25 protein-coding genes are annotated in these 23,849 nt (G+C 71.6%); 7 read left to right on the forward strand and 18 right to left on the reverse strand.

The features are described from left to right. Window positions 1-37 precede the first annotated feature (37 nt). The 6 genes from HNQ70_RS01885 to HNQ70_RS01910 form a co-directional block, all read right to left on the reverse strand. A complete protein-coding gene (locus HNQ70_RS01885) occupies window positions 38-814 on the reverse strand; it encodes an SDR family NAD(P)-dependent oxidoreductase (RefSeq protein ID WP_183963718.1) in 777 nt (258 codons plus the stop codon). A 108-nt stretch (window positions 815-922) separates the two neighbouring features. Next, a complete protein-coding gene (locus HNQ70_RS01890) occupies window positions 923-1,105 on the reverse strand; it encodes a hypothetical protein (protein ID WP_183963720.1) in 183 nt (60 codons plus the stop codon). A gap of 46 nt (window positions 1,106-1,151) precedes the next feature. Further along, on the reverse strand, window positions 1,152-1,571 hold the full coding sequence (locus tag HNQ70_RS01895; protein ID WP_183963722.1) for a type II toxin-antitoxin system RelE/ParE family toxin: 420 nt from the start codon (window positions 1,569-1,571) through the stop codon (window positions 1,152-1,154). A gap of 6 nt (window positions 1,572-1,577) precedes the next feature. Continuing rightward, window positions 1,578-1,958 (reverse strand): type II toxin-antitoxin system Phd/YefM family antitoxin, encoded by a 381-nt coding sequence (locus tag HNQ70_RS01900; protein WP_183964270.1) that lies wholly within the window; start codon window positions 1,956-1,958, stop codon window positions 1,578-1,580. Window positions 1,959-2,181: 223 nt separating this feature from the next. Next, window positions 2,182-3,315, reverse strand: coding sequence for an NAD(P)/FAD-dependent oxidoreductase (locus tag HNQ70_RS01905; RefSeq protein ID WP_183963724.1), 1,134 nt, complete (start codon window positions 3,313-3,315; stop codon window positions 2,182-2,184). Beyond that, window positions 3,312-5,471 (reverse strand): FUSC family membrane protein, encoded by a 2,160-nt coding sequence (locus HNQ70_RS01910; RefSeq protein ID WP_183963726.1) that lies wholly within the window; start codon window positions 5,469-5,471, stop codon window positions 3,312-3,314. The genes HNQ70_RS01905 and HNQ70_RS01910 overlap by 4 nt, the downstream gene beginning before the upstream one ends. 76 nt (window positions 5,472-5,547) lie before the next feature. On the opposite strand from HNQ70_RS01910, the gene HNQ70_RS01915 reads away from it, so the two are divergent. Continuing rightward, on the forward strand, window positions 5,548-7,569 hold the full coding sequence (locus tag HNQ70_RS01915; protein WP_343060588.1) for a TonB-dependent receptor family protein: 2,022 nt from the start codon (window positions 5,548-5,550) through the stop codon (window positions 7,567-7,569). Window positions 7,570-7,582: 13 nt separating this feature from the next. Here the strand turns inward: HNQ70_RS01915 and HNQ70_RS01920 are convergent, their stop codons facing one another. After that, entirely contained in the window at window positions 7,583-8,563 is a 981-nt protein-coding gene (locus HNQ70_RS01920; RefSeq protein ID WP_183963730.1) for an LLM class flavin-dependent oxidoreductase, read from the reverse strand. Between the two features lie 188 nt (window positions 8,564-8,751). Between HNQ70_RS01920 and HNQ70_RS01925 the strand changes: the two genes are divergently transcribed. From HNQ70_RS01925 to HNQ70_RS01940, 4 genes are all read left to right on the forward strand, one after another. Then, window positions 8,752-9,537: an enoyl-CoA hydratase/isomerase family protein gene (locus HNQ70_RS01925; protein ID WP_183963732.1), complete on the forward strand. Its 786-nt coding sequence runs from the start codon at window positions 8,752-8,754 to the stop codon at window positions 9,535-9,537. A gap of 4 nt (window positions 9,538-9,541) precedes the next feature. Beyond that, window positions 9,542-10,765 (forward strand): CaiB/BaiF CoA transferase family protein, encoded by a 1,224-nt coding sequence (locus tag HNQ70_RS01930; protein WP_183963734.1) that lies wholly within the window; start codon window positions 9,542-9,544, stop codon window positions 10,763-10,765. Between the two features lie 73 nt (window positions 10,766-10,838). After that, complete coding sequence (locus HNQ70_RS01935) at window positions 10,839-11,699, forward strand: SDR family oxidoreductase (protein WP_183963736.1); 861 nt, start codon at window positions 10,839-10,841, stop codon at window positions 11,697-11,699. Continuing rightward, a complete protein-coding gene (locus tag HNQ70_RS01940) occupies window positions 11,699-12,865 on the forward strand; it encodes an acyl-CoA dehydrogenase family protein (RefSeq protein WP_183963737.1) in 1,167 nt (388 codons plus the stop codon). Before HNQ70_RS01935 ends, HNQ70_RS01940 begins: the two co-directional genes overlap by 1 nt. Window positions 12,866-12,934: 69 nt before the next feature. Here the strand turns inward: HNQ70_RS01940 and HNQ70_RS01945 are convergent, their stop codons facing one another. The 6 genes from HNQ70_RS01945 to mltG are packed head-to-tail and all read right to left on the reverse strand — an operon-like array spanning window position 12,935 to window position 17,493. Beyond that, entirely contained in the window at window positions 12,935-13,663 is a 729-nt protein-coding gene (locus HNQ70_RS01945) for an ankyrin repeat domain-containing protein (RefSeq protein WP_183963738.1), read from the reverse strand. Next, a complete protein-coding gene (locus HNQ70_RS01950; protein WP_183963739.1) occupies window positions 13,644-14,408 on the reverse strand; it encodes a YchF/TatD family DNA exonuclease in 765 nt (254 codons plus the stop codon). The genes HNQ70_RS01945 and HNQ70_RS01950 overlap by 20 nt, the downstream gene beginning before the upstream one ends. A 52-nt stretch (window positions 14,409-14,460) precedes the next feature. Beyond that, a complete protein-coding gene (locus tag HNQ70_RS01955) occupies window positions 14,461-14,862 on the reverse strand; it encodes a PilZ domain-containing protein (RefSeq protein WP_343060589.1) in 402 nt (133 codons plus the stop codon). Beyond that, complete coding sequence (holB, locus tag HNQ70_RS01960) at window positions 14,862-15,836, reverse strand: DNA polymerase III subunit delta' (protein ID WP_221302591.1); 975 nt, start codon at window positions 15,834-15,836, stop codon at window positions 14,862-14,864. Before holB ends, HNQ70_RS01955 begins: the two co-directional genes overlap by 1 nt. Before the next feature lie 41 nt (window positions 15,837-15,877). Beyond that, window positions 15,878-16,492 carry a dTMP kinase gene (gene tmk / locus HNQ70_RS01965; protein WP_183963741.1) on the reverse strand — a complete coding sequence of 205 codons (615 nt, stop codon included), beginning with the start codon at window positions 16,490-16,492 and terminating at the stop codon, window positions 15,878-15,880. Further along, on the reverse strand, window positions 16,489-17,493 hold the full coding sequence (mltG, locus tag HNQ70_RS01970; protein ID WP_183963742.1) for an endolytic transglycosylase MltG: 1,005 nt from the start codon (window positions 17,491-17,493) through the stop codon (window positions 16,489-16,491). The genes tmk and mltG overlap by 4 nt, the downstream gene beginning before the upstream one ends. 61 nt (window positions 17,494-17,554) lie before the next feature. Between mltG and ygfZ the strand changes: the two genes are divergently transcribed. Both ygfZ and HNQ70_RS01980 read left to right on the forward strand, forming a co-directional pair. Further along, the gene (gene ygfZ, locus HNQ70_RS01975; protein ID WP_183963743.1) at window positions 17,555-18,682 is read left to right on the forward strand and encodes a CAF17-like 4Fe-4S cluster assembly/insertion protein YgfZ; all 1,128 of its coding nucleotides are present in this window, start codon (window positions 17,555-17,557) and stop codon (window positions 18,680-18,682) included. Then, window positions 18,679-19,029: a hypothetical protein gene (locus HNQ70_RS01980; RefSeq protein ID WP_183963745.1), complete on the forward strand. Its 351-nt coding sequence runs from the start codon at window positions 18,679-18,681 to the stop codon at window positions 19,027-19,029. Before ygfZ ends, HNQ70_RS01980 begins: the two co-directional genes overlap by 4 nt. Here the strand turns inward: HNQ70_RS01980 and HNQ70_RS01985 are convergent. The 5 genes from HNQ70_RS01985 to HNQ70_RS02005 all read right to left on the reverse strand — a co-directional run bounded on the left by HNQ70_RS01985 (window position 19,013) and on the right by HNQ70_RS02005 (window position 23,794). Further along, window positions 19,013-20,386, reverse strand: a complete 1,374-nt coding sequence (locus HNQ70_RS01985) for a GNAT family N-acetyltransferase (protein WP_183963747.1) — start codon at window positions 20,384-20,386, stop codon at window positions 19,013-19,015. The two genes, HNQ70_RS01980 and HNQ70_RS01985, sit on opposite strands and share 17 nt — an antisense overlap. 5 nt (window positions 20,387-20,391) lie before the next feature. After that, window positions 20,392-20,820, reverse strand: a complete 429-nt coding sequence (locus tag HNQ70_RS01990) for an acyl-CoA thioesterase (protein WP_183963749.1) — start codon at window positions 20,818-20,820, stop codon at window positions 20,392-20,394. Window position 20,821: 1 nt separating this feature from the next. Beyond that, window positions 20,822-21,784: an alpha/beta hydrolase gene (locus HNQ70_RS01995; RefSeq protein WP_183963751.1), complete on the reverse strand. Its 963-nt coding sequence runs from the start codon at window positions 21,782-21,784 to the stop codon at window positions 20,822-20,824. Next, window positions 21,785-22,702, reverse strand: coding sequence for an alpha/beta fold hydrolase (locus HNQ70_RS02000; RefSeq protein WP_183963752.1), 918 nt, complete (start codon window positions 22,700-22,702; stop codon window positions 21,785-21,787). Between the two features lie 96 nt (window positions 22,703-22,798). Next, window positions 22,799-23,794: an NADP-dependent oxidoreductase gene (locus HNQ70_RS02005; RefSeq protein WP_183963754.1), complete on the reverse strand. Its 996-nt coding sequence runs from the start codon at window positions 23,792-23,794 to the stop codon at window positions 22,799-22,801. Between the last annotated feature and the right edge of the window lie 55 nt (window positions 23,795-23,849).

The following is a 23,849-nucleotide window of genomic DNA, read 5'->3' on the forward strand; positions in this document are numbered from 1 at the left end:
ACGTCAATGCCGGCGCGCCGGAGTTCCGGATGCGGCGTCAGCGCCCGCCCTGGGCGTCGTCGACCCGCACGCAGGTGCCGGTGACGAACTCCGAAGCCGGCGACACCAGGAAGAGCAGGGTGCTGTCGAGCTGCGCCGGGTCGCCCAGGCGCGGGCGCGGGAAGTTCTTGGTGATGTCGCCGACGCGCTCCAACATCCCGTCCATCATCTCCGAAGAGAAAGCGCCCGGCGCGATCGCGTTGACGTTGATGCCGTTGCGGGCCCACTCCACGGCCAGCGTCTCGGTCATGCGCACAACCGCCATCTTCGTGGTGGCATAGAGCGCTGCGCCGTTGCCGTTGTATGCATAGGCGGCGCGCGAGGCGAGGTTGACGATGCGTCCGGGTTTCTCCGCGGCCATCAGCCGGCGCGCGAACTCGCAGGAAAGGATCCATGGCGCGCGCACGTTGATGTCGAGCACACGGTCGATCAGCTCGACCGGCATCTTGTGCGCGCGCTGTGCGTCCGGGATGCCGGCGTTGTTGACCAGGATGGTCGGCGTGCCGAGTTTCTCCTCGACCTTGCCCACTACGGCCAGCAGCTGGTCGGCGTCGGTGACGTCGAGCTGGAACGGCTCGGCGACGCCGCCGGCGGCGCGGATCTCCGCGGCGAGCTCTTCCAGCTTGTCGAGGCGGCGCGCAGCGATCGCCACCTTGGCGCCGGCGGCGGCGAGCACCTTCGAGAAGCGGCGGCCCAGGCCGGCGGAGGCCCCGGTGACTAAGGCGACCTGGCCGGTGAGGTCCTGGGAGGCGTTGGGCAGCGGGAAGGCGGTCATCGGGCAGGCTCCGGTAAGTGTGTGTTCACGATCCGGCGAGTCTAGGCCAGCGCGCCGGCCGCCGCGGGCGGGCGCGTTCCGACAACCACGGTGCGAAGCGGTGCGGGCTCAGCGCCCCCCGGGCGGGTGCGGCGGCGTCTGTTTGTCGTGGCCGCTGCCGATGCCGGTGGTGTGGCCGTCCTTCTTGGTGCGGTGCTGTTCGCTGCCGTGGCTTTTCTGCTCGTCACGCGACGTGTCGTCGTCGCGGACGTCTTCCTTCTTGTCGGCGGGCTTCTTGTCGGGGCTGGTCATGGCTGCCTCCTTGGGCAAGTTGGCGTGTTCATCGCACGCATGCGGATCACGATTCATGTTCCGACGATTCGAGCGGCGGTACAAGCCAGGAAACCTGGAAAAGAAGTTGGCTCTCGTGCTTCAGGGCCAACAGCACGACTCGATCGTTGCCATGTGCGTAAAGCAGCACGTATGGCTTGACCACCAGTTCGCGCAACTCCGGCACGCCGTGCGCGGCGGCAAGCGCCCTGGCGCGCGCAGACATCGACTGACCCTGGGCCGATCGAGCCTCGAGGAAACGGGCTGGACGGCCGGATGCGGGGTTCCAGCGCAGCAGTTCTCGAGCCTCCCTTAGCCGGACCAGCAGCGCCGCATAGCGCGCGTCGGCGCGGGCCTCGTCCCGCTGCCGCAGGAAGTCCCGCGCAGACCGAACGTTCCGAACGAAGGACTCGGCTGCCTGGATGCTCGCATCGACGGGCAAAGGCATGCCGAATCAGCCCTCGTCGGGGGAGCCGGGTGCAGGCTTGGCGGGGGCGGGGGCGGGGGCGGGGGCGGGGGCGGGGGCGGGGGCGGGGGCGGGGGCGGGGGCGGGGGCGGGGGCGAGGGCGCGAACGAGTTCGTCTTCGTCGAGGACACGGCCGGCCGCGACATCCTCCAGCCCCTCGAGGGCAGCCTGGACCAGCACCAGGCCCGCATGTTCTGCTTCGAGCGCGTGGTAGTAGTCGAGTTTGCGGGCATCGACCAGGGCCACATAGCTGGCGCCGTTCTTCGTCAGCAGCTTTTCGGTCCCTTGTCCGACGACGTCTTCGGCCAGTTCAGTCAGCCGGGCGCGGGCCTCGCTGATGGGCACCACGTCGCGGGCACGCACACCCATGACACGCTCCTTGAACAGATACATTAACGGATAGTGTAACGAAGGGATGGCGCCGCCGTGCGTTTCGTGCAGGCCTGGCGACGGCTGGCCAACACCGCAACCCATCGCGCACGGTGACGACTTCCCACTGATCGGGGCGGTGCACGGATTCAGCCATGGATAGGAGTTGACATAATATACATTATGCGCAATCAGAAGTTTACGGCTGAACGTCGCGACCTGATCAGCGGTACTTCCTCAGGTACTGCTTCTCGAACCCCCGCTTGGCCCAGTGGAACAGCCGCGACGACGGCAGCAGCACGTTCCGCTCGGGCGTGCGCCAGACCAGTGTGCCCTTGTCGATCGAATCGACGATGCACATCAGCTCCACCTTGAAGGTTTCGTTCGAGGCCACGCCGCGCAGGTCGCCCAACAGGTTCGCGGCGGCGGCGGCGGCCTGCAGGTCGGCCATGTGGGCCTGCTTGGGCATCCAGTCCGGGCCGGGGAAGCTGCCGGAGTCGCCGCAGACGTAGACCCGCTCGAAGCCCGGCACCCGGCAGTTGGCGTCCGCCTGCAGCAGCCCGCCGGGCGAGCGCGGCAGCGTGGTGGCGTCGAACCAGGCGTTGCCGGTCATGCCGGGCATGAAGACGATCATCTCGGCTGGAATTTCGCCGCCCTCGGTGAGCACGCGGCTGGCATCGAAGCTCTTCAGCTTGTGGCCGAGATGGGTGAGGATGTCGCGGCGCTTCATTTCGCCCAGCAGATGGATGACGGCCTTCGGGCCCAGGCGGTTGCCGGGCTGCTCGGCGGGGCTGAAGAAGGTGAGGCGGAAGGCGTCGCGGCGCCCTTCCCTGCGCAGCTGCTCGTCGATGCCGAACAGGAACTCGAACATCGGCCCGCCGCGCATCGCGCTGGGCTCGTTGGGGTTGCCGGCGAATCCGAAGGCTATATTGCCGCCCGTCATTTCGCGCAGCCGGTCGCGGATGCGCTCGGCGGCGGCGATTCCCTCGCAGGGGGTGATCGCATGCTCGATTCCGGGCAGCTTCTTGAGGAAGCGGCCGCCGGTGGCGATCACCAGCGCGTCGTTGCTCAGTTCGCCGGCGCTGGTCTTCACCAGCCGGCCGCCCTGCTCCAGCCCGACGACCTCGGCGGGGTGAAAGCGCACGCCGGTGCGGCGAAAGAAGTTGTCGAGCGGAATGACGAGATCCTCGCGGGTGCGCAGGCCGCTGGGAATCCAGATGATTCCCGGCAGGTAGTGCAGCTCCGCGCGCGGCGCGACGAGCGTGATCTCGCAGCCGCGGTCGCGCTTGCGCAACTCGCGAACGGCGGACAGGCCGGCGAAGCCGGCGCCCAGGATGGTGATCCGGGAATGCGTCATCTGGCGAAGTCCTTTGCCTGTGGGTTTGCAGCGGCGAGCCGGGCGAGCAGCCGATGCGCCTCGCCGCGCACCTCATGCGCTTCGTCGATCGCAACGCCAAGCCGGCGTTGCAGCCAGGGCAGCAGGTCGCGTCCGGGAGGCTGGAGCGGCAGGTCTGCGAGTCCGTACTGCGGCAGAGGGGGCTGCGCGCCGCCTGCTTCGGTCAGCAGCCTGGCGAGTTCCGCCCGCGCCGCACGCAGCGCACCCGCCGCCTCCGGATTCTCAAGCACCGCGCTGCGCCTGGCCAGCATCAGCCGCACCGCGGACAGATGGGCCATCAGGCGCTGGCCGCCGTCGAGGAAGGCCGACAGCTCGTCCACCGGCGGGCGCACGCGTTCCGGCTCGGCCGCGCTGCGCTGGAGCGCTGCGCCGAGCGCGCCCAGGGCGTCGTAGGCCTTGCGCCGTGCGAGGCGCTGGGACACGTTGGCGCCGAGTTCGATCGACAGCGCCCACTCAGCGTATTCGCGCAGCGCCTGCATCGCGCGCCGCACCGCGGGCTCGAGGCTGCGGCGCTCCCAGGACGGCAGCACGAAGCTGAAGCCCCAGGCGAGCGCCGCGCCCAGCACGGTGTCGGCCAGACGCTCGGCGATCGCGAAGCCGGCGGCAGGGTCGGCGAGGTGCGCCTGCAGCAGCGCCATCAGGGTGGCGGCCACCGCGGTGATCAGGTAGCGGCGCAGCGCGAACGCGTGTGCGACTCCGGTGGCGACCAGGAAGATCGCAGTCATCAGCGCGGGCGACTGCAGGTTGGCGAAGCCGAGGACGAGCAGGCAGCCGATCACGGTGCCGACCAGGCGCGGCCGGCGGCGCGCCAGGGTCTGGTCCAGGCTGCCGCGCAGCACCACTGCGACCCCGAGCACCAGCCACTGCGGGTGGGCCGCCCAGGGCAGCGCGAGCGCGAGCAGGTAGGCGCTGCCGAGCGCCAGCCCGGTGCGGATCGCGTGCCGCATCACCGGCGAGCGCGGGGCGAGGTGCTCGCGCAGCGTGGCTATCGGCCAGCCTTCCGGGGCGACGAAGGCGCGCAGCGCCTCGCGCGCGACCGGCAGCCGAGCCTCGGCGCCGCGCTGCAGGGCATCGATCGCGACGACGTCCTCGTGCAGGTGGCCCAGCCGCTCGACCAGCGCTGGCACCAGCCGGCCGCGCGGATCCGCTGCGGGGATGCCGATGCCCGCGAAGTGCCGCTCCGGCGTCCATTCGCCCGGTGGCACCGCTTGCGGTCGCGGCGCGCCGCCAAGCAGGTGGGCGGTGGCGTCGAGCCTGTCCGCCATCGCGCCGAGGGCATCGGCCACCCGCGCCCTCAGGGCCAGCGCGACCGCATCCGAGCCCAGCCGGTCGAGATCCAGGCGGCTGGCCAGCAGCACGTCGCGAAGGTCGATCGCATGCAGCAGCATCGCGGTCTCGCCCCGGTTTCGAGCGGTGTCCGGGGCCGGAAACAGCAGGTCGCGCGCCAGCTGCAGCCGCTCGGCGAGCACGGCCTCGTCGGCGACCAGCGCGCGCAGCGCGGACGCCCCGATCTCGTCGCTCCCCTCCCCGCGCAGCATGGCGGCGCGCGCGCGCAGCAGGTGTGCGGTCGCGCCCAGGGCTTCGGAGAGCGCGCGTCTGCGGTAGAGGGGCTGCAGCATCGTGGAGGCGATCGCCGACCACGCCAGGTAGAGCAGCGCGCCGCCCAGCGCGAAGCCCGCGGTGGCCGCCGCGGAACTGCGTGCTTCCGGCGGCATGCCCATCGCGAACACCAGGGCGAGCACCGGGGCGAAGGAGATGGGGCCGGCGCGTGGGCCCCAGGCCATGGCCATGAGCCCGACGAAGGCGATGCCTGCGATCCCGGCTGCCAGCGCAAAAGGATGCGGCTCCAGCAGCATCACCATCGCCGCGCAGATCGAGCCGAGCAGGCCCGCGGCGAGCACCCGGTTCCAGGTGCGGTCGACGGTGTTCGGCAGGTCGGCGAGGCTTGCGCAGACCGCGCCGACGATGGCCATCTGCGCGGCATGCCGTCCCGCGAACGCGCCGAACAGGCCGTGCGCGAGGCCCACGCCGATCGACACGACGATCCCGTTGACGATGTGCGCGGGCGCCCGGCGCAAGCCCGGCCATCCCCGCCCTGTCTGCGTTTGCTGGTTCACGTCCCGGCGAGTTCCTGTCGAAGGCGGGGAGCATAGCGCCGATCCGGGTTAGGGTTGCGCGATGGATGCCGTGACGGTGACGTCGACCTACATCGAGACCGCGCCCTTCGAGGTGCCGGCCTCGATCGAGGCGCTCGGCCCCGCGCAGTTCGCCGCGGGCCGCATGCGCCCGGGGGCCGCGCAGGCGCTCGGCGGCGCGGCCGGAGTGCTCGCGCGCGACCGGCAGAACCAGGCGCAGGACGTTCAGCTGTCGATCCGCGGCTTCGGCGCGCGCTCCGCGTTCGGCATCCGCGGGCTGCGCGTCTACGTCGACGGCATCCCGGCGACCATGCCGGACGGCCAGGGGCAGGTGTCGCATGCGGACCTGTCGTCGGCCGATCGCATCGAGGTGCTGCGGGGCCCCTTCTCCGCGCTGCACGGCAATTCGTCGGGCGGCGTGATCCAGATCTTCACTGCGCAGGGGGAAGGGCCGCCGCGCCTGTCCTTCGATCTCTCCGCCGGCAGCTATGGCGCGCTCGGCGCGGGCCTGCGCCTGGCGGGCGAAACCGCCGGGGTGCGCCACATGCTCGGGCTGGGCCGCGACCAGGGCGATGGCTACCGCGCGCACAGCGACTGGTCGCGCAGCCAGTCGAACGCGCGCCTGGACTTCGGCGAGGACGCCGGCTCGCGGTGGACACTGGTGGCCAACGGGCTGCGGCTGCAGGCGCGCGATCCGCTGGGGCTGCCGCGCGAGCGCTTCGAATCGGAGCCGCGCAGCGCGGTGCCGGCGGCCTTCTCCTTCGACCCGCGCAAGTCGGTGGCTCAGGAACAGGCCGGCCTGGTGCACGAGCGGCGCCTGGACGATCGCCAGACGTTCAGGGTGATGGCCTACGGCGGGTGGCGCCATACGCAGCAGTACCTGGCGCTGCCGGTGGCTGCCCAGCGCGCGCCGACCAGCGCGGGCGGAATGATCGACCTGGTGCGTGATTACGGCGGCCTCGATGCGCGCTGGAGCTGGCGCGCGATCGACGGACCGCGGCCGCTCACGGTGGTGGCGGGGCTGGGCTACGACGGCCTCGCGGAGCGCCGCCGCGGCCATGAGAACTTCGCCGGCGAGGCGCTGGGCGTGCGCGGCGCGCTGCGGCGGGACGAGACGAACCGGGTGACGGCGTTCGACCGCTACCTGCAGATGTCGTGGAGTTTCGCGGCGCGCTGGTCGCTGGACTTGGGGCTGCGGCGCAGCACCGTGCGGATGGGGTCCGACGACCGTTACCTCGTGCCGGGTAGCGGGGGCGACAGTGGCGACGACAGCGGCGCGCTCCGGCACGACACCACCCTGCCCTCCGCAGGCCTGGTCTATCGGGTCTCCGACGGACTGCGCCTCTACGCCGCAGCCGCACGCGGCTACGAGGTGCCGACGGTCAACGAGATCTCCTACCGCCCGGACGGCGCGGCGGGGCTCAACCTCGAACTGCGCCCGGCGCGCAGCGCTAGCGTCGAGCTCGGCATCAAGGCGCGGGCGGGCGGGCTCGGTCGCATCGAGGCGGCGGTGTTCCGCACGCGCACCCGCGACGAGATCGTCACCGCAGCCAACGTCGGCGGGCGGGCGAGCTTTCGCAACGCGGGCGCCACCGAGCGCAGCGGTTACGAGCTGGGCTGGAGCCGCGAATGGCCTGGCGGCCTGTCGGCCCGGGTGGCGCTGGGCCGGCTGGACGCACGTTTCGCAGGCGGCAGCCCCGCTTGCGCAGCGCCGCCCTGCGCTTCGCAGTCCGGCGCGACCCTGCCCGGGGTGCCGCGGGACACGATCTTCGCGGCGCTGGCCTGGATGCCGCCGCAGGGATGGCAGGCCGGGGTCGAGGCGCGCCGCATCGGCCGGGCGCAGGTGGACGACCGGAACTCGGACCACGCGCGGGCCTACGCTGCGCTCGACGCCTGGGCCGGTTACCTGGTGCGCACCGGCCCGTGGGAGTTGCGCGGCTTCGCGCGGGTGGACAACGCGCTGGACCGGCGCTACGCGGGCTCGGTGATCGTCAACGAGGCCAACGGGCGCTTCTTCGAACCCGCGCCGGGCCGCAACTGGAGCGCCGGGCTGTCGGTGTCCCGCGCGCTGCAGCGCTGACCGGCCGCACCCTTCAGCGCATCGCCTGCGCGAGCAGTTCGAAGGAACGCTTGCGCGCTTCGTGGTCGAAGATCGGGCCGCTCACCATCAGCTCGTCGACGCCGGTGCGCGCGACAAAGGCCTCGAGCTCGCGGCGCACCGTCTGCGGGGAACCCACGAAGGAGCAGGCCAGCATCCGCATCGCCTGCATCTTCTCGGCCGGCGTCCAGTAGCTCTCAATGTCGTCGATCGGCGGCTGCATCTGCCCGCGGGTGTTGCGGATCATGTTGGTGAACTGCTGCTGCAGCGAGGTGAATAGCCGCTTCGCCTCGCCGTCGGTGTCGGCACAGACGACGTTGATGCCGGCCATCGAATTGGGCTTGTCCAGCTGGGCGGACGGCTTGAAGCGGTTGCGGTAGATCTGGATCGCATGCTCGAGCGCCTCGGGCGCGAAATGCGAAGCGAACGCATACGGCAGCCCGAAGGCGGCCGCGAGCTGCGCGCCGAACAGACTCGAGCCCAGGATCCAGAGCGGCACCTCTAGCCCGGCGCCGGGCACTGCGCGGATCTTCTGGCCCGGCTGCACCGGTGCGAACAGCGCCTGCAGCTCCATCACGTCGTCGGGAAAGCGCTCGGCGCTGGCGTAGTCGCGGCGCAGTGCCTGCAGCGTGAGCTGATCGGTGCCGGGCGCGCGGCCAAGCCCGAGGTCGATGCGCCCCGGGTACAGCGACTCCAGCGTGCCGAACTGCTCGGCGATCACCAGCGGGGAATGATTGGGCAGCATGATGCCGCCGGCGCCCACGCGGATGGTCTTCGTGCCCCCGGCGACATAGCCGATGACGACCGAGGTGGCGGCGCTGGCGATGCCGGTCATGTTGTGATGCTCGGCCATCCAGTAGCGGCGATAGCCGTGGGCCTCGGCGTGGCGGGCCAGGTCCAGCGTGTTGCGCAGCGCATCGGCGGGCGTGTCGCCGCGTCGCACCGGGACGAGGTCGAGGACGGACAGTGGAATCATCTCGGGGCGGTTCCTTGGAGCGCGGGGCCGGCGCGCGGCCGGCGGGGTCCGTTTGCAGCGCCGCCGGCGGCGGCTCAAGACCGCTTTATACCCGCTTCGCGGAAGTCGGACCGTGGCCGCCCCGGCGCAGCGGTCCGCGATCGATGCCAGTGATATCGTGATCCGATCCGGAGACCAGGGGGCATTCGATGAAGCAGAAGATCGAGTCCGCGGACGTCCACGTCGCGCTCGACGGGCACGTCGCGGTGGTGGAGATGCGCAGGCCGCCGCACAACTTCCTCGACTTCGGAATGATCTCCGGGCTGGTCGATGCCTTCGAGCGGCTGGATGCCGACCCCCGTTGCCGCGCCATCGTGCTGGCTGCGCAGGGCAGGTCCTTCTGTGCGGGCGGAGACTTCGCCAGCGGCGGCCCCGGCGCGCCAGGCGCCGACAACAGTGTGGCCCCGCTCTACGCGCATGCGGTGCGCCTGTTCCGCACGGGCAAGCCGGTGGTGGCCGCGGTGCAGGGGCCGGCGATCGGCGGCGGGCTTGGGCTGGCGCTGGTGGCGGATTTCCGCATCACCTGCCCCGAGGCGCGCTTCAGCGCCAACTTCAACCGGCTGGGCCTCCACCCGGGCTTCGGCCTGAGCGTGACCCTGCCGCGGCTGGTCGGCGCCCAGAGGGCGGCGCTGCTGCTCTACACGGGGCGGCGCATCGACGGCGACGAGGCAGCGGCGATCGGCCTGGCCGAGGAGTCGGTGCGGCTGGGCGCGGTGCGCGAGCGCGCCATTGCGCTGGCCGAGGAGATCGCGATCTCCGCACCGATCGCGGTGGCATCCACCCGCAAGACCCTGCGCGGCAGGCTGGCCGACGAGGTGCAGGCCGCCACCGAGCACGAGGCTGCCGAGCAGCAGCTGCATTTCGCAACCGACGATTTTCGCGAAGGCGTGGCCGCGATGGCCGAGCGCCGAGCACCCGATTTCAAGGGACGATGAGACGATGACGGACAGGACGACGAGCTCCGCTGCAGTGAAACCGACCGGGCCGCTGGCGGGCTTTCGCGTGGTGGACATGACTGCGGTGGTGCTGGGGCCGCTGGCCACCCAGGTGCTGGGCGACTTCGGCGCCGACGTGATCAAGGTGGAGGGCCCGGAAGGCGACATGGTGCGCTCCGGCGGCACCTCGCGCACTCGCGGGATGGGCTCGATCTTCATGGGCGCCAACCGGAACAAGCGCTCGCTGGCGATCGACTTGAAGACCGCCGAGGGCGTGGAGGCGCTGCGCCGGCTGGTCGCCAGCGCCGACGTGCTGGTGCACAACATGCGCGTGGCGGCGATCGAGCGCCTGGGCTTCGGCTACGAGGCGGTGCGGGCGATGAACCCGCGCATCGTCTACTGCGTGGCCACCGGCTTCGGCCAGGGCGGCCCGCACAAGGACAAGCCGGCCTTCGACGACATCATCCAGGCCGGCTGCGGGCTGGTCGGCGTCAGCTCCGGAGTCGACGGCACGCCGGACTACATGCCGACGCTGATCGCCGACAAGACCGTGGGCCTGGCGCTGGTCAACGCGGTGCTGGCCGCCCTGCTCCACCGCGAGCGCACCGGCGAGGGCCAGCAGGTCGAGGTGCCGATGCTCGAGACGATGACCGCGTTCACGCTGGTCGAGCACATGGGCGGAATGACCTTCCGGCCGCCGGAAGGCGCGGCCGGCTACCACCGCATCCTGCACGGCGGCCGCAAGCCCGCGCGCACGAAGGACGGCTACATCACGCTGCTGCCCTACACGGCGCGCCACTGGGCGGATTTCTTCGACGGCGCCGGGCGCAGCGACCTGGGCGACCGCTATCGAAACCTGGACGCGCACGAGCGCAACGCGCAGATCCACGATCTCTACGCGCACCTGGCGGCGATCGCCCCGGAGCGCACCACCGCGCAGTGGATGGAGCTGTGCGAGCGGCTCGACATCCCCGCCACCCCGATCTACGCGCTCGAGGACCTGCCCTCGCATCCGCACCTGAAGGCGGTGGAGTTCTTCGAGGAGGTGGAGCATCCGGTGGTCGGGCCGATCCTGCAGACCCGGCCCAGCACCCTGTTCTCGGCCACGCCCGCGAGCATCCATCGGCCGGTGCCCACCGTGGGCCAGCACAGCGAGGAGGTGCTGCGCGAGCTGGGCTACGGCGAGGCCGAGATCGCCCGGCTGACCGGCGCCGACCTGTCGCCGTGACCTGCGCCCTCATCTGCGCCGTGATTTGCGCCGTGATTTGCGCCCGATCGTTCCCGACCATGCCCGCCGGCTGATGTTCGCCCCCGGACTGCTTGCTGGAAAGCGCATCCTGGTGACCGGCGGCGGCACCGGGCTCGGCGCTGCGATGGCCGGGCGCTTCGCCGGGCTGGGCGCGCGCGTGGTCGTCTGCGGCCGGCGCCTCGAGGTGCTCGAGGAGTCCGCCTCCCGCTGGCGCGCCGGGACGGGCGCGGACGTGGAGGTGCAGGCCTGCGACGTGCGCGACGGCGACGCGGTCGAGGCGCTGATGGACCGCATCTGGGCGCGCGGCCCGCTCGACGTGCTGGTGAACAATGCGGCGGCGAGCTTCGTCGCCCGCACCGAACGGCTGTCCCTGCGCGCGGTCGACGCGGTGCTGGCGCCCACGCTGCACGGCGCCCTGTACTGCACGCTCGCCGCCGGCCGGCGCTGGATCGACGCTGGCCACGGCGGCGTCGTGCTCAGCATCCTGTCGACCTCGACGATCACCGGCCGCGCGTTCACGGTGCCCTCGTCGATCGCCAAGTCCGGCGTGCTCGCGATGACGAAGAGCCTGGCCGTCGAATGGGGGCCGAAGGGCGTGCGCCTGGTGGCGATCGCCCCGGGCGCCTTCCCCACTCCCGGCGCCACCGGCCAGCTGATGCCGGGCAGGCGCGCGCACGCCGATCCGGCCGAGCGGGTTCCGCTGGGCCGGGTGGGTCGCCACGACGAGATCGCCGACCTTGCCGCCTACCTGGTGTCGGACCGCGCCGCCTACGTCAATGGCGAGATGGTCGCCATCGACGGCGGCGCGCACCTGCGCACCTCGGGCGTCGAGGATCTCCTGCAATGGACCGACGAGGACTGGGCGGCGATTGCCCGGCCCCGGTCACCCCGACAATCCGACGAGGAACGCTGATGGACTTCGAACTGCCGCAGGAGCACCGGATGCTCCAGGATCTGGTCGCCCGCTTCGTGCGCGAGGAGCTGCTGCCGCTGGAGCCGGCGGTGCTGGCCCGCGAGGCTGCCGGCGAGGGCCTTGGCCTGACGCCGGACGAGGAGCGCAGGCTCGACGCTCGATCGCGCGAACTCGGGCTCTGGGGGCTCGACGCGCCCGAGGAGATGGGCGGTTCGGACCTGCCGCTGACCGCGATGGTGGCGGTCAACGAGGAGATGGGCCGGACGATCACCCCCTACGACCTGCCGCCGGATTCGCCGAACCTGCGGATGCTGATGCTCACCGCCACGCCCGATCAGCGCACCCGCTACCTGGAGCCCTACGCGCGCGGGGAGACCTCGTCGGCGATCGCGATCTCCGAGCCCGGCGCCGGCGCCGACCCCGCGGGAATGATCACCCGCGCCCGGCGCGACGGCGACCACTGGGTGCTGGACGGACGCAAGATCTGGTCGACCCGCGCTGGCGTTGCCGACTGGACCATCGTGATGGCGGTGACCGACAAGGCCAAGGGCGCCCGCGGCGGCATCTCGGCCTTCATCGTCGACCGCGACACCCCAGGCTTCGAGGTGGTGCGCAAGATCCCGATGCTGGGCGGCCACTCCACCTACGAGGTGGTGCTCGAGGACTGCCGCCTGCTGGCGGGACAGCTGCTCGGCGACGAGGGCAACGGTTTCGCCCCGATGCAGGCGCGGCTGTCGAGCCGCCGCGTGCAGATGGCCGCCTGGTGCACCGGCATCGCCCAGCGCGCGCTGGACATGATCTGCGAGTACGCGCCGCAGCGCTCGACCTTCGGCGCGCCGCTGTCGGAACGCCAGGCGATCCAGTGGTGGGTGGCGGACGCAGCCACGCGGATCCACGCCTGCCGACTGATGACCTACGAAGCGGCGGCACGCATCGACCGTGGCGACCAGGCCCGGGTCCAGATCTCGATGATCAAGCTGTACGCCACCGAGATGGCCTGGGACATCGTCGACCAGGCGATGCAGACCTTCGGCGCGATGGGCATGACCAAGGAGCTGCCGCTGCAGCAGATGGCCAACGACGTGCGGCTGATGCGCATCTACGAGGGGCCCAGCGAGGTGCATCGCTGGGTGATCGCGCGCGACCTGCTGGGGCTGCGCCGCTGAGCCTTCCCGCTTCGCGGCGTCGCGCGACGCCCGCGTCCGCGCGGGGGCGCTGGTCGTGAGTCCGGCCCGTCAGCGCGCGCCGGCCGGGACCGGCGCCTCCTTCGTGCCATAGCGGCGCCGGAATTCCGCGGCGCGCTCGCGCATCCAGGCAGCATGGTCGGTGTCGCCGTTGCGCTCGAGGTAGCGCGCCGCGTCCATGCCGGCCTCGTTGACCAGCGTGGGATCGGCGCCCTGCTCCACCAGATAGCGCGCCACCGTGGGCTTCTGCTGGCGGGCCGCCATCATCGCCGGCGTGGTGCCGTTGGCGGAGGCCGCATCGATGTAGGCATGATGCTCGAGCAGCAGTTTCACCGCGTCGAGCTGGCCGGCGCCAGCCGCGTAGTGCAGCGGCGTCCAGCCGGGGTGGTTGACCTGCGCCCCGCGCGACAGCAGCAGCTTCATCGTCGCGATCTCCCCATGCAGGGCGGCGTACATCAGCGCGGTCTCGCCGGCCTGGTTGCGGGCGTCGACGTTGGTGGCGGGCGACAGCAGCAGCGCGGCCAGCGCATCGTGCGCGCGCTGGCTTGCGGCATGGACGAGCGCGGGACCGAGCCGGGGGTCGGCGGAGTTGGTGCCGATGCCGCGCAGGATCAGGGTTTCGACCTGGCGGGCGTCATTGCGGCCGATCGCATCGAAGAAGTCGCGGTAGGCGTCGGCGCGGGCCGCACGCGGCGCCCCAGGCAGCAGCGCCGCCAGCGCGAGGCTCGCGCAGAAGCTGCGGCGTGACTTGAAAACTGGCTTACAAGGGCTTGAATACACGATGGAAATTCTCCGTCGTAAGCGCGCCGATCCGGGCAATGTCGGTGCCCCTCACCTCGGCCAGGCATTCGGCCACATGGCGCACGAAGGCGGGCTCGTTGGTCCGGCCGCGGAAAGGCACCGGCGCCAGGTAGGGGGAATCGGTCTCGATCAGCAGCCGGTCGTCGGGCACTTTCGCCGCCACCTCGCGCAGGTCCTTGGCGCTCTTGAAGGTGACGATTCCGGAGAACGAGATCGCGAAGCCCAGGTCGATCGCGGCGCGCGCGGTCTCCCAGTCCTCGGTGAAGCAGTGCATCACGCCACCGACCGCCTCCGCGCCCTCCTCCCGCAGCAGCCTCAGGGTGTCGGCCGACGCCGCGCGGGTGTGCACCACCAGCGGCTTGCCGCAGGCTCGCGCCGCGCGGATGTGGGTGCGGAAGCGCTCGCGCTGCCACTCCAGGTCGCCCTCGAGCCGGTAGTAGTCGAGGCCGGTCTCGCCGATCGCGAGGATCTTCGGGTGCGCGGCCAGGCGCACCAGACGGTCCACGTCGGGCTCGTCGATGTCCTGGTAGTCGGGATGCACGCCGACCGTGGCCCAGAGGCGCTCATGGGATTCGGCGAGCGCGAGCACCGCCGGGAAGGCTTCCATCGTGACCGAGATGCACATCGCGGCGTCGACCGCGTTCTCGGTCATCCGCAGCAGGATGTCGTCGATGCGTCCGGCGAGGTCGGGGAAGTCGAGGTGGCAGTGGGAGTCGATGAACACGGGTGGCTGGATACGGGCGGGAAGGCGCCCGATTCTAGCCCCGTTGGCCGATTCAGATCGTGTGGGTGACGCGTTCGGCCTTCTGCGTGCCGCCGAGCAGGGTCTCGATGCGGACCCGCGCCTGCTCGCCAGCCTCGTTGCGCGCGAAGCGCACGCCGATGCCCTGCGGCCTTCCGGGCACCCCTGCCGGCGTGATCCAGCACACCGACCCGGGCACCGGCATGCGGCCGGGCTCGTCCATCAGCGAGAGCAGCGCGTAGATCTCGTCGCCGAGGCGGGCCGGGCGCGCGGTGGGAATGAAGAGCCCGCCGCCGTCGACGAAGGCCATGTAGGCCGCGTGCAGCGAGGACTTGTCCCGGATCGACAGCGACATCACGCTGGGCCGGGGCGCTGCTGCGCTGTCCATCGGCTCGGTCACCGGGATCGAATCGTTCGAGAGGGTCGTCTGTGCCATCACTTCTTCGCCTTCGCTTCCGCCGGGAACAGCGCGCCGTAGCGCAGCAGGGTGTCCTCGCACAGCAGGCGGGGGTTCAGCGGATGCTCCGCCACCGCCTGCTGGTGCTGCAGCCAGGCCGCGTAGCTCGCGACGCGCTCCAGGCTGGTGCTCCGGGCGAGCCGCGCGAGGCGGTCTGCGCGATCCGGGAAGCGCCTGGCTTGCGCGCCCGCGAGGACGCGTCCGAGGTCCGAGACCCAGGCCAGCAGCAGGGGCAGCCACATCCTCGGGGGATGGGCAGCCACGGTGTCCGCAGCCCGGATGACCGTAGTGTCCGGCAACTCGGCCAGCGCCTGCAGCACCGCCCGATGGGCGGCAGCCTCCGAGGGCTCGGCGAGCGCCAGCGCCCGCAGCGGCGCCCCGCCGACCGCCGCCAGCAGCGCCGGTGCGCCGTCCGCCTCGACGCCTTCCTGGGCGGCCAGCCACCCGAGCGCCACCTCCGGCGCCGGCAACGGAACCCCGATCGCCACGCAGCGCGAGCGGATGGTGGCCGGCAGCGCGTCGGCATGGCCGGTGACCAGCAGGAACACGGTGGTGCCTGGCGGCTCCTCCAGCGTCTTGAGCAGGGCGTTGGCGGCGGGCGTGTTCAGCGCGTCGGCGGGCAAGATCAGTACCACCTTGCGCCCGCCCCGGTGACCGCCCACGTTGAGGAACTCCGCCAGCGCGCGAACCTGCTGGATGCGGATGGCGCGGCTGGCCTTCTTCCCCTCGGCTCGGCCCTCGCCGCCCTCCTCGTCCGCCTCGGGAATCAGCAGGCGGAAATCGGGATGATTGGATTGCGCGAACCAGCCGCAGGCAACGCACTTCCCGCAGGCATCCCCGTCGGGGAGCGGCGACTCGCACAGCAGCGCGCCCGCGAATTGACGCGCCAGCTGTGCCTTGCCGACCCCGTCGGGGCCATGTACCAGCAGCGCATGCGGCAGCGCCCGGCGCATTGCCAGCAGCCGGTCAAGATCTGGTTGTGTCCACGGAAAAATCATTGGTTCCAGATACTTGCGATGTCTAGTTCGAGTGATGCGCGAATTGAATCGATGCCGCGGCGGGCGTCGATCGCGAGGATGCGCGCCGGGTCGCGCGCCTGCCGCGCGAGGTAGGCATCGCGTACCCGGCCGAAGAAGGCGAGATCCTCCGCCTCGAACCGGTCAGCGTCACGCGCCGCGGCCCGCCGCTGCGCGGCAAGCTCGGCGGGCAGGTCGAACAGGTAGGTGCGCCGCGGCTGCAGACCGCCGTGTACCCAGTCTTCGAGCCCTTCGATTCGCTCGAAGGGAACGCCCCGTCCGCCGCCTTGGTAGGCGTAGGTGGAATCGGTGAAACGGTCGCAGACCACCCATGCGCCGCGGGCGAGCGCGGGCCGGATCAGTCCTTCCAGGTGCTCGTTGCGCGCCGCGAACATCAGCAGGGTTTCGGTGCCGAGCGACATCGGCTCGCCAAGCAGCAGATCGCGCAGTCGCTCGGCCAGTGGCGTGCCGCCCGGCTCGCGGGTCAGGACGACCTCGACTCCGCGATCCCGCAGGCGCTGCGCATACCAGGCGACATGGGTGCTCTTGCCCGCGCCATCGATCCCTTCGAAAGTCACCAGCTGCCCGCTCACTGGCGCTCCCGTTGGAGCTGGAAGCGCGTCACCGCGCGGTTGTGGGCGGCGAGATCTTCGGAGAATTCACTGCTGCCGTCACCGCGCGCGACGAAGTAGAGCGCCCGCGTTTCGGCCGGCTTGAGCGTGGCGGCGATCGCATCGCGGCCCGGCAGCGCAATCGGCGTCGGCGGCAGGCCGCCACGGGTGTAGGTGTTGTAGGGCGTGGGCGCGCGCAGGTCGCTGCGCCTGAGATTGCCGTCGAAGCCCTCGCCCAGCCCGTAGATGGTGGTGGGGTCGCTCTGCAGCATCATCCCGACGCGCAGCCGGTTGGTGAACACGCCCGCGACCATCGCGCGGTCTTCGGGGCGCCCGGTCTCCTTCTCGACGATCGACGCGAGGATCAGCGCCTCGTAGGGCGTGGCCACCGGCACGCCGGGCGCGCGCGCGGCCCAGGCCTGCTCGAGCGCCTGCTTCATCATCCGGTAGGCCTGCGCGTAGATCTCGTAGTCGCTGCTGCCGGGCGAAAACCGGTAAGTGCTCGGGAAGAACAGACCTTCGGGATGCTTCTCCGCGGCGCCGATGCGCGCGAGGATCTCGGCATCCGCCGCCTTCGCGCTGTCCTGGCGCAGCTCCGGGTGACGCGCCAGCGCGGCGCGCATCTGGCGGAAGGTCCAGCCCTCGACGACAGTCAGGTCGAAGAGCAGGACGTCGCCCCGGACCAGCTTGTCGAGCAGGCCTGCGAGGCTGAGCGGAGCTGCCAGCTCGTAGACGCCGGCCTTTATCTCGTGGGCGTCGCCCCGCAGGCGGGCGGCGAGCGAGAGCCGCCAGGCGGGCAGGTCGACGCCCTGCTTGCGCAGGCTCGCGCCGACCGCGGCGAGGCTGGCGCCGCGCTCGACGCGCAGCCGCATCGGAGCGTCCGGCAGAGCCAGCGGCGCGACCGCGTAGCCGTGCCAGGCCAGGCCCGCGCCGGCGGCCACGAGCAGGCCGAGCGCAATGAGCACAACGAGGATGCGGTTCATGGGTTCCGTGCGGATCGGGCTCCATATAATAAGCCGTCCCCCTTCTCCGGCTCCCCCACCGATGAGCATGCCTTTACCCGCCCCCGCTGCGTCCGACACTCCCGATGCCTGGCACGCGCTGGCCACGCCCCTGAGCCTGCGCCTCGCGGAGGACGACTACGGTGTTCAGGCAGGCGCCGCCCAGGTCGGCTCCGGGCGGATGGCTGACGGCTTCCTGGCTCCGCTGCCGGACCTGGGCCTGCTGAACGTCTCGGGGGCGGATGCCCTGCGCTTCCTGCACGGCCAGCTCACCAACGATGTCGAGGGTCTTGCGCAGGGCCAGGCCCGCTGGTTCGGTTACTGCACGGCCAAGGGACGGCTGCTGTCGGTGTTCCTCGGCTGGCGCGAGGACGAGGCGGTGGCGCTCAGCGTGGCGCGACCGATGGCGGCGGCGCTGGCCAGGCGGCTCTCGATGTACGTGCTGCGCGCCAAGGCCAGGGTGGCGGATGTCTCCGGCGAGCGGGTGCTGTTCGGCCTGGGCGGTCGGGGCGCACCGGCGGCGCTCGAGCGCCTGGGGCTCGCCGCGCCGGTGCCGATGGAGGTCGTGCGGGCCGGCGCCGCAACGGTCATCGCACTGCCCCCCGTGCAGCTGGCGGGCGGCGACTGCCCGCGCTGGCTGCTCGCGCTGCCCGCGCACGAGGCCGCCGCCGCGTGGCAGCGGCTGATGGCGGAAGACCTCGGCCTGGCAGCAGTGTCCTCCGAGGCGTGGCGCTGGACCGAGATCCTGGCCGGCGTGCCGCGCCTCGTCGCCGCCACCGCGGAGCAGTTCGTGCCCCAGATGCTCAACCTGGACCTCTCCGGCGGCGTGAGTTTCACCAAGGGCTGCTATCCGGGCCAGGAGATCGTCGCCCGCACCCATTACCTGGGCAAGCAGCGGCGCAGGATGCACCTGGGCCGGGTGCTGGGCGAGGCGCCAGCGCCCGGTTCGGACGTGCTCGACGCCGCTGGGCAGCCGGTGGGCCGGGTCGTTGTCGCAGCAGCCGCGCCGGACGGCGGGGCAGCCCTGCTCTATGAGGCGCAGCTGGCAGCGGTCGCCGGCGGCCCGCTGAGCGTGCTCGGTGCGTCCGGTGCGTCCGGTGCGACCGGTGCGACTGCTCCGACTGCTGCAACGATCGAGCCCGGCGAGCTTCCCTACGCCCTGCCGTCGTGAGCGGCGTCGACTCGGGCGCCGACATCAGCGCCGTCCTCGAGATCTACGTGTACTTCCGCGCCGCCCCCGCTCGTGAGGACGCGGTGCGCGCGGCGCTGGCGAAGCAGCGCACCCTGGCGGGGCTGGCCTGCGGCGCCCAGTTGCGCGCCGGTCTGCGCATGGAGGCGCCGGACGCCGCCAGCGACTGGCTCACCTGGCTGGAGGTCTATCGCTTCGAGGGGCGCGTGGCCACGCAGGGCTGGCCGGCCGCGACGCTCGAGGCGATCGAACGCTGCGCCGCGGCCTCCGGGCTGGCGGACTGCGCACTCGCAGGCCGTCATCGCGAGGTGTTCAGGATGGCGGACTGAGCGCGTCTGAACGCAGCCCGCCCAGCCAGCGCTCCAGGTCGGTCAGCACCCGGCGGCGATCCGCCTCCTGCTCGTTGTAGATCTCGTGGTACAGCCCCTCGTACCAGTGCATCGTCAGCAGGGCTTCGGGTGCTGCGCGCGCGAAGGCCCGGCTGCCTTCGGGGTTCACCAGCCGGTCGGCCCCGGCCACCTGCAGCAACGTGGGCACCGCCAGCGATCCGGCGGCGCGCCGGGCGCCCTCCCCGGCCGACATGAGCCAGCGCAGCAGCCGCGCGCTGATCCGGTCGTGGACCAGCGGATCCTCGAGGTAGGCCCGCACCACGTGCGCGTCATGCGAGAGGGCCTGCGGGTCCAGGCCGTTGCCGATCGCCAGGTTGGGCGCGAGCCGGTACAGCAGCGCGGCGAGTGCGCGCTGCGCTGCGCCGATGCCGGTGTCCAGCGCGGGCGACGAAAGCACCAGCCCGCGCACCGGGACGCCCTCGCACACCACCAGCTGCGCCGCCAGCGCTCCGCCCATGCTGTGCCCGAGCAGCAGCGGAGGCTCGCCGAGCGTGTCCGCGAACCCTTCGATCAGCGTGCGCGCATGCTCGACCAGCTGGCGCTCGCTGCGCAGGGCACCCCGCCGCCCGCCGCTGCGGCCGTGGCCTGCGTGGTCGTGTCCGCGGACCCGCCAGCCGCGCGCGCAGAACCAGCGCGCCAGCGCGTCGTAGCGCCCCACGTGCTCGCCCAGCCCGTGCAGCAGGTAGACGCCGCGCCCCCTGCCTTCGCCCCAGTCGCACAGGTGAAGCCCGATGCCGTCGGCCATCGCCTCGATGCGGTCGCGCGGGGCGGACAGGCCGTTGGCCTGCGCCCGGACCCGGCCCGGATCGTCATCGTGCGCATCGTCAGCGTCGAGGCCAGCCCCGTCCTGCGCCGGCCCGAACGCCTGGCCCTCCGCGCCGGCGAAGAGCCGCCTGCGCATCCGATGGTGTTCGATGCCGACCTCGATGAAGGGCCTGCCTTCCGTGGCGAAGCCATGGCGGGCATAGAAGCCGACCGCGGACGCCTGCGCGGCGAGCGCGACCTCGGCGTCGCCGCGCGAGGCGGCGGCGTCGAGCAGGCCGCGCAGCACCAGGCTGCCGAAACCGCGTCCGCGGTGCGCCGCGAGCACCGCCATCCTGCCGATGTGTCCGTCGGCAAGCAGGCGCCCGGTGGCCACCGGTGCGTCGTCCACCCAGGCGACGCAGTGGACGCAGTCGGGATCCTGCCCGTCGAGCTCCCGCTCGAGCGGAATGCCCTGCTCGCGCACGAAGACTTCGGCGCGAACCCGGGTGGCCGGCTCGCCCAGGGTCGCCCAGTCGCCGGTGCGCACCTGCACCCCCATCATTCCTCCGGAGGCGTGGATTCGAAACCGCGGATCAGCTCGCGCAGCTCTCCGGGAATCGGCTGCGACTTGCCTTCCTCGGCGAACACGTAGACGTTCTCGCCGGTGACCAGCAGTTCGCCGTCGCGGTGGATCTCGAGCAGCACGCGCATGCTGGAGCCGCCCAGGCGCGCGGTGCGCACGCAGAGCTCGATCACCTCGTCGAAGCGCGCGGGGCTGCGGTATTCGAGCGTGCTCTTGACCACGTACATGCGCTCGAAGGCGTGCTGCAGCCGGGTGGAGTCGCCGCCGCAGAGCTCGCGCAGGTATTCGGTCACGCCGATGTCGAAGTAGGCCAGGTAGTGGCCGTTGAAGACCACGCCCTGCATGTCCGCCTCGGCCCAGCGCACGCGCAGGGAATGTGCGAAGCGGAACTCGGATCGGGCCATGTCAGTCTCCTGTCGGGATGGCGGGCTCGGCGAAGGCCGCGCGCAGCGCCGCGCAGGCGTCGGCATGGGCCTGCCGCGCCCGGACCACGAAGCCTGCGTGCTGGAAGAAGGCGTGGATCATGCCTTCGTAGACGGTGCAGTCGACCGGCACGCCCGCGGTGCGCAGGCGCTCCGCGTAGTCGAGGCCCTCGTCGACCAGCGGGTCGAACTCGGCGAGCGCGATCCATGCCGGCGCGAGCCGGGCGAGGCTGGGCGCGTTGAGCGGCGCAAAGCGCCAGTCGTCACGCTCGGCCGGGCTGCGCACGTAGTTGCCGAAGAACCAGCGGATGACCTCCGCATCGAGCAGGTAGCCGCGGGCCAGGCGCCGATGGGACTCGGTGCCCTGCCCGCCAGCCGTGCCGGGGTAGACCAGCAGCTGCAGGGCAAGCGGCAGGCCGAGGTCGCGGGCATGGATTGCGGTGGCGGCCGCGAGCGTGCCGCCCGCGCTGTCGCCGCCGACCGCGATGCGCTCCAGGTCCACTCCGAGGGCGCCGGCCTCGGCCCGCAGCCAGAGCAGGCTGTCGAAGGCGTCGTCCACCGCAGCCGGAAAGGGGTGCTCCGGCGCGAGCCGGTAATCGACCGAGAACACCAGGCAGTCGGCGTCGGCGGCAAGCATCCGGCAGACGCGGTCGTGGGTGTCGACCGATCCGATCGTGAAGCCGCCGCCGTGGAAGTAGAGCAGCGCGGGCATCGGCTGCGCCCAGCCATGGGGCGTCGGCGAGTACTGGCGGATCCGGATGCGGCGGCCGGCAAGCGCCACCTGATGGTCCTGCACCTCGTGCATCGGCCGCGGCGCGATGTCGAGGGTCAGCACCGTCCGCTCGTAGAGCGCGCGCGCCGCCTCTGCGCCGATCTCGGCGAACGACGGAGTCGCCGCGCGCTGCGCCCAGTAGAGGATCTTCTCGACCTGCGGATCGAGTGGCATTCAGTCTCCGAGGAAGTCGCGCATCCAGGCGACGATGCGCTCGGGCTCCTCGTGCACCAGCCAGTGCGTCGCCTGCGGCAGGCGCTCGATGCGCAGGTCGGGCACCATCCGCTCGAGCCCCTCGAGCAGCACCGGGCGCAGCGCCGCGTCGCGCTCGCCCCAGATCACCAGGGTGGGCACCCGCACCATGAAGTCTTCCTCGCGCAGCTTCAGCTTCGCGGCGCCGGGCTGGTCGGCGGTGGGCGGATGCAGGGGCGAGGCGCGGTAGTAGTTGACCGCCGCGGTCAGCGCGCCGGGCTGGCTCCAGGCGGCGCGGTACTCGTCGCGCACCGCCGGGAACCATTTCGCTTCGCCCACCTTGTGGAAGAACTCCTCGATGCCCCGGAAGTCCTCGGCCATCAGTTCCTGCTCGCAGCCCGGGGTGCGCAGCCAGTTCATGTACTGGCTCGCCTCGCGCTGTTCAGGATCCTCGACCAGCGCGCGCGCGAAGGGCACCGGGTGGGTGGCATTCAGGATCACCAGCCGTTCGACCAGCTCCGGATGGGAGATGGCCAGCGCCCAGGCCAGAGCGCCGCCCCAGTCGTGGGCCACCACCACGGCCTTCCGGTAGCCGAGGCCGCGGATCAGGCCGGCCAGGTCGCCGAGCAGCACCTGCGGCTTGTAGGCGGCGAGTTCGGTGGGCTTGCTCGACAGGTTGTAGCCCCGCAGGTCGGGCGCCACCGTCAGATAGCGATCGGCGAAGGCCGGCATCAGCCCCTTCCAGGCGCCCCAGAATTCTGGGAAGCCGTGGATGAACAGCATCAGCGGCTGACCCTGCTCGCCGCAGCTGGCGTAATGGAGCCGCACGCCGGGCGACACCTCGAGGTACTGCCCGTCGACGATCGGCGGCGACGTGCCGTCCCGGGGGGCTGCGCTCATGCTGGCTTCCATTCCTCTGCCGACACCTGCTCGCGGACGGTGTGCGTGGGTGCGTTCATTGCTGTCTCCTCCTGTGCGCGGGCTGGGTGCGCCTGCTCAGGCGACCCGGACCAGCTGCTTGCCGAAGTTGCGCCCCTTCAGCAGGCCGATGAAGGCCTCGGGCGCGGCTTCGATGCCCTCGGCAATCGTCTCGCGATACTTCAGCCGGCCGCTGCCGACCAGCTCGGCCAGCTCGGCGAGCGCCGCCGGCCAGTGCTGCATGTGCTCGGAGACGATGAAACCTTCCACCTTCAGCCGGTTGACCAGCACCGAACGGAAGTTGTTGACCGGCATGGGCTCGCCGCTGTAACCGGAGATCAGTCCGCAGACCGCGATCCGGCCGAAGGCGTTCATCTGCGAGAGGATGGTGTCGAGCACCACGCCGCCGACGTTCTCGAAGTTGCCGTCGAAGCCGTCAGGCGCGGCCGCCTTCAGGTCCGCGGACAGGTTGCCGGCCTTGTAGTCGACGCAGGCGTCGAAGCCGAATTCCTCGACCACCGCCCTGCACTTCTCGGGTCCGCCGGCCACGCCGACCACCCGGCAGCCCTTGAGCTTGGCCAGCTGCCCGACCACCGAGCCGACCGCACCGCTCGCCGCAGACACCACCACCGTCTCCGCGGCCTTCGGCGCGATGATGGTGTTGAGCCCGACCCAGGCGGTGACCCCCGGCATGCCGACCGCGCCCAGCCAGGCCGACAGCGGCACGCGCGTGGTGTCGACCTTGCGCAGCAGCGCGCCCTTGCACTTGCCGTACTGCTGCCAGCCCAGCGAACCGACCACCTTGTCGCCGACGCTGAAGGCCGGGTCCTGACTGGCGAGCACCTCGCCCGCGCTGCCGCCCAGCATCACTTGGCCAAGCGGCTGCGGCGCGCTGTACGACTTCGCGTCGTCCATGCGTCCGCGCATGTAGGGATCCAGCGAGAAGTAATGATTGCGCACCAGCACTTCGCCCGGGCCGATCTCCGGAACCGGCGCCTCGACGAGGCGGAAATTGGAGGGGGAAGGCTGGCCCTTGGGGCGATTGTCCAGCAGCCACTGCTTGTTGCTCGTCATCTTGTCGTCTCCAGTTGTCGTTATCGCGTTCATGGGCCGCTCCGGAACGCCGGAG

The organism is Quisquiliibacterium transsilvanicum (assembly GCF_014202215.1).
Lineage (GTDB): Bacteria > Pseudomonadota > Gammaproteobacteria > Burkholderiales > Burkholderiaceae_E > Quisquiliibacterium > Quisquiliibacterium transsilvanicum.

Excerpts from the sequence above, each read along its gene's own strand:
- HNQ70_RS01925 (WP_183963732.1), top strand. The coding sequence starts at position 8,752 with ATGAAGCAGAAGATCGAGTCCGCGGACGTCCACGTCGCGCTCGACGGG.
- HNQ70_RS01930 (WP_183963734.1), top strand. The coding sequence starts at position 9,542 with ATGACGGACAGGACGACGAGCTCCGCTGCAGTGAAACCGACCGGGCCG.
- HNQ70_RS01900 (WP_183964270.1), bottom strand. The coding sequence starts at position 1,958 with ATGGGTGTGCGTGCCCGCGACGTGGTGCCCATCAGCGAGGCCCGCGCC.
- HNQ70_RS02000 (WP_183963752.1), bottom strand. The coding sequence starts at position 22,702 with ATGAGCGCAGCCCCCCGGGACGGCACGTCGCCGCCGATCGTCGACGGG.
- HNQ70_RS01890 (WP_183963720.1), bottom strand. The coding sequence starts at position 1,105 with ATGACCAGCCCCGACAAGAAGCCCGCCGACAAGAAGGAAGACGTCCGC.
- HNQ70_RS01885 (WP_183963718.1), bottom strand. The coding sequence starts at position 814 with ATGACCGCCTTCCCGCTGCCCAACGCCTCCCAGGACCTCACCGGCCAG.
- HNQ70_RS01935 (WP_183963736.1), top strand. The coding sequence starts at position 10,839 with ATGTTCGCCCCCGGACTGCTTGCTGGAAAGCGCATCCTGGTGACCGGC.
- HNQ70_RS01955 (WP_343060589.1), bottom strand. The coding sequence starts at position 14,862 with ATGGCACAGACGACCCTCTCGAACGATTCGATCCCGGTGACCGAGCCG.
- HNQ70_RS01995 (WP_183963751.1), bottom strand. The coding sequence starts at position 21,784 with ATGCCACTCGATCCGCAGGTCGAGAAGATCCTCTACTGGGCGCAGCGC.
- holB (WP_221302591.1), bottom strand. The coding sequence starts at position 15,836 with ATGCGCCGGGCGCTGCCGCATGCGCTGCTGGTACATGGCCCCGACGGG.
- HNQ70_RS01940 (WP_183963737.1), top strand. The coding sequence starts at position 11,699 with ATGGACTTCGAACTGCCGCAGGAGCACCGGATGCTCCAGGATCTGGTC.
- ygfZ (WP_183963743.1), top strand. The coding sequence starts at position 17,555 with ATGAGCATGCCTTTACCCGCCCCCGCTGCGTCCGACACTCCCGATGCC.
- HNQ70_RS01990 (WP_183963749.1), bottom strand. The coding sequence starts at position 20,820 with ATGGCCCGATCCGAGTTCCGCTTCGCACATTCCCTGCGCGTGCGCTGG.
- HNQ70_RS01920 (WP_183963730.1), bottom strand. The coding sequence starts at position 8,563 with ATGATTCCACTGTCCGTCCTCGACCTCGTCCCGGTGCGACGCGGCGAC.
- HNQ70_RS01905 (WP_183963724.1), bottom strand. The coding sequence starts at position 3,315 with ATGACGCATTCCCGGATCACCATCCTGGGCGCCGGCTTCGCCGGCCTG.
- HNQ70_RS01895 (WP_183963722.1), bottom strand. The coding sequence starts at position 1,571 with ATGCCTTTGCCCGTCGATGCGAGCATCCAGGCAGCCGAGTCCTTCGTT.
- HNQ70_RS02005 (WP_183963754.1), bottom strand. The coding sequence starts at position 23,794 with ATGACGAGCAACAAGCAGTGGCTGCTGGACAATCGCCCCAAGGGCCAG.
- mltG (WP_183963742.1), bottom strand. The coding sequence starts at position 17,493 with ATGAACCGCATCCTCGTTGTGCTCATTGCGCTCGGCCTGCTCGTGGCC.